Annotated in this window: 3 protein-coding genes; all 3 read left to right on the top strand. The window is 61.2% G+C overall.

The window, feature by feature from the left end; all coding sequences use genetic code 11:
* Positions 1-101: 101 nt before the first annotated feature.
* Genes NN5_RS24265 through NN5_RS24255 form a run of 3 tightly spaced genes read left to right on the top strand, consistent with a single transcriptional unit; the run spans position 102 to position 3,687 of the window.
* Entirely contained in the window at positions 102-1,334 is a 1,233-nt protein-coding gene (locus NN5_RS24265) for a site-specific integrase (protein WP_007015824.1), read from the top strand.
* Positions 1,331-2,686, top strand: a complete 1,356-nt coding sequence (locus NN5_RS24260) for a tyrosine-type recombinase/integrase (protein WP_009823940.1) — start codon at positions 1,331-1,333, stop codon at positions 2,684-2,686. Before NN5_RS24265 ends, NN5_RS24260 begins: the two co-directional genes overlap by 4 nt.
* Positions 2,683-3,687 carry a site-specific integrase gene (locus NN5_RS24255; RefSeq protein ID WP_009823939.1) on the top strand — a complete coding sequence of 335 codons (1,005 nt, stop codon included), beginning with the start codon at positions 2,683-2,685 and terminating at the stop codon, positions 3,685-3,687. The genes NN5_RS24260 and NN5_RS24255 overlap by 4 nt, the downstream gene beginning before the upstream one ends.
* The last annotated feature ends 54 nt before the right edge of the window (positions 3,688-3,741 follow it).

Genomic DNA, 3,741 nt, shown 5'->3' with positions numbered 1-3,741 from the left:
GCGCGGCGTAACCGGCGAATTCCCATGATAGTGTGCGCAGTTGCTGCGCATTATATTGGTTGCGAACCTCGGCGGTCCCTGGACCAGCTGAGGAGGCAATCATGTTGAAGTTGCATGACGAGTTGATCACCGAACTCTCGAATTCGCTCACCACACAGAATTACAATCCCGTGGTCGTGGCGAACCACCGTCTCTACGCCCGCGCGTTTCTCGATTATCTGGCCGAGTGCGATATACAGGTCGAGACTGTGACGCCGCAGCAGGTCGATCAGTATTTTGGCTATGCGGTTCAGGATTTTGAGATCCAGTACGGTCGGCCTCCCAGTGCGCGTTGGCACATGTTGCCCCGCACCGCGATCGCCAAGCTCCTCCGGCTTGCTCAAGGCAATTGGCCCCCGGACGCAGAAATGATCGGTCCCGATGACGAGCATCGACATGAAATTTGCCGCGAATACGAGGCATGGCTGCGCGAGGAGCGCGGTTTGGCAAGCGCGTCCATTGCGGCGCTGATGTGGGAGGCGCGAAACTTCCTGCGATGGCAGTTCGACCGGGCCGGTGCCGCCAGCCTCGAAACGTTGAGCATCGTGGACATCGATCTCTACATGGACATGCGCGCGCCTGGTTTACGGCGCAAATCATTGGCCGATGTCGCTGAGCGTCTCCGTTCGGTGGTTCGCCATCTGCATCGGACGGGTCGCATCCCGACCGATCTGACGCCACACATCATCGGCCCCATGCTCTATGCCTACGAAGATGTGCCGTCGACGCTGGAAAGGAGCCAAATCGCCGCGGTTCTGGCGACAACGCAGGAGGACAGATCGCCACGCGGACTACGCGATTATGCGATACTTCAGCTGCTTGCCACGTATGGGCTGCGCGAAGGTGAGATATGCCGCCTTCGGCTCGATGACGTGGACTGGCGCGCAGAATCCCTCCGGATCTGCCACACCAAGACCAACGCGTACTCGTACATGCCGCTAATGGTGACTGTTGGTGAAGCGCTGCTGGATTATCTGCGCCTTGGGCGGCCCCAGGTTGAAGTGCGGGAAATCTTCGTCCGATCCTGCGCACCCTATATCGCAATGACGAACCTGTACGGCATGATCCGCGGTCGGTTGGCCGCCGCAGGCGTAGTGCCAGCAGGAAAGCGGGGGCCGCATGTCTTCCGCCACGCACGTGCGGTCGAAATGCTGCGGGCATCGGTCCCGCAAAAGATCATCGGCGACGTGCTCGGGCATCGATCCACCGAATCCACCAATACTTATCTCAAACTGGCAACAGATGATCTCCGAGCCGTGGCACTCGAGGTGCCTGGAATGGAGGTGCTGTCATGAGCGCCTGGCACGATCCCGATCGCACCGTCGTCGACGCCTTCCTGGTAAAATCGCAGTTCCGGCCGGGAAGCGTACCGACATATCGCTGGTTCCTTTGCACCTTCGAAGATGTTGCCCGCCGGCATCCGGCGGTGGACCGGCAGATGCTCGACGCCTGGCTGAAGGAGATGCAAAAACGTTGGCGATTGTCGACGCTGCTCAATCAGGTCTGCATTGTCGACCGCTTCCTCGACCACCTCGTCGAAATCGGGCTGATCGCCGACAACCCTGTTGCTGCACTTCGCCGTCGGTACAACGTCAAGCAAAGCAAGCCGATCTGGCGGGCCTTGGCTTCCCCGAATCCCGACGAATCCTTGGCCGCGTTACGACGGCCTGCGCCCTTCGGCAGCGTGCTGGGTGACTTCATGCAAGACCATGTCATGCTGATGCGCAGCCGGGGATATCAATATGAAGCGCAGGCTCACTGGCTGCTGCGGTTCGATCGGTTCCTTCAGGCCCGTCCCGACCTCGCGGAGCAACCACTTGAGGCAATGATTGCGAGCTGGGCGGCTGCCAAGCCGACCCGCAACCACGCGGCTGAATGCCAGAAGCTGGCGCGCATCCTGACCAAGGCGCGGTTCCGCCTCGATCCGACTATCCCGCCAAAGCGCTTCAATCCCCGGCCAGAGCGGGAAGTAGCGCGGGAGCATCGGCAACCGCATATCTTCAGCCCGGCTGACGTTCGGCGTATGCTCGATACCGCACGGACTTATCCGTCGCCGGACGCTCCGCTGCGGCCGTTGACCCTCTACACCATGATCATGCTGGCCTATTGTGCCGGGCTACGGCGAAGCGAGCTGGCATGGCTCGATCTTGGTGACGTGGACCTGCAATCAAGCACGATCACGATCCGGGAAACGAAGTTCTACAAGACCAGGATCTTGCCTCTATCCGACAGTGTCGCGGTCGAACTGCGCGCGTACATCGATGCGAGGCGGCGCGCTGGCGGCCCACAGAACCCGAAATCAGGGCTGTTCTGGCATGCCCACTTAAATGACCGCTACAGGCCCGAGGCGGTTACGACAATGATTACCAACGTCATGCGCCGTGCTGGGCTCAAGCCCGCTTCGGGCCGGACCGGGCCGCGGGTCCATGACCTTCGTCACTCGATGGTGGTGAACCGCATCCTCCAGTGGTACCGGTCCGGCATTAACCCTCAGGAAAAACTGCACTTCCTCTCGACGTACATGGGGCACCGGGATCTCCACTCCACGCTGGTCTACATCACCGTCACGCAGGATCTGTTGCAGGAAGCCAGTGAACGGTTCCGCGCGCTCGGCGCCCCGTGCCTTGTCACGGAGGCGCGGCCATGAGGAAAGGCAATCCATTGCCCGCGTTGTTGCGGGCGTTCTTCCAGGAGTGGCTGGCCGAGCAGCGCAGCGCGTCAATCCACACGATCCGCTCTTATCGCGACACCTGGCGGCTGCTGCTTCGGTTCGTCGCGGAGCGAAAAGGCTGCGGGGTCGCGCGGCTGACGCTCACCGACGTCTCGGCCGGCGAGGTGCGCGCGTTCCTTCATCATACCGAGCATGGCCGCAAGACCACGATCGGCACGCGGAACTGCCGACTGGCCGCCATCCGCAGCTTCTTCAGCTTCGTGGCGGACAAGAATCCGGAATACATCGCGCAGTGCTCAGAGGTCCTGGCTGTTCCGTTGAAGCGGGAGCCCACCTCCGCGCCGTGCTACCTCGAGCCCGAGGAGGTCGAGGCCATCCTCGCCCAGCCCAACCGATCGACACTCGAAGGGCTGCGCGACCATGTACTGCTCTCGTTCCTCTATAACAGTGGCGCGCGAATCCAAGAGGCGCTTGACCTCTGTCCCGAAGCAATCCGGTTCGATGCACCGAACTTCGTGCGTCTTTACGGCAAGGGGCGCAAGGAACGCATCTGCCCGCTCTGGCCAGAAACCGTGGCATTGCTCAGGAAGCTACTGGAGCGACAGCCGCGTGCGCCCGATGAGCGGATCTTCGTCAATCGATACGGTGAACCGCTAGGGGCGTCAGGGGTGCGGTTCAAGCTCAACGCCTACGTGGAACAAGCCGCGAAATCGACGCTGACCCTCCAGTCAAAACACGTTACGCCTCACAGCTTCCGGCACGCGACCGCCGTCCACCTCGTTGCCGCCGGGGTCGATATCACCGTCATCCGCAGTTGGCTCGGGCACGTCAGTCTCGATACGACCAATCACTATGCTCAGGCCAATCTGGAGACCAAACGAAAGGCGCTGGAACAGGTTGGCGCCCCGGCGGCGAGCAACGTGCCACCTTCGTGGAAGCGAGATGCCAATCTGATGGGATGGCTCGACACCCTATAGAATAATGTGAAGGACGTGGCGAAATGTTCCGCAGCTTTGCAGGACTACGCCGCG

The organism is Novosphingobium naphthalenivorans NBRC 102051, assembly GCF_001590985.1.
Classification (GTDB): Bacteria; Pseudomonadota; Alphaproteobacteria; order Sphingomonadales; family Sphingomonadaceae; genus Novosphingobium; species Novosphingobium naphthalenivorans.
The sequence above is the reverse complement of the archived record's forward strand: the minus strand, read 5'-3'. Positions and strand labels throughout refer to the sequence as shown.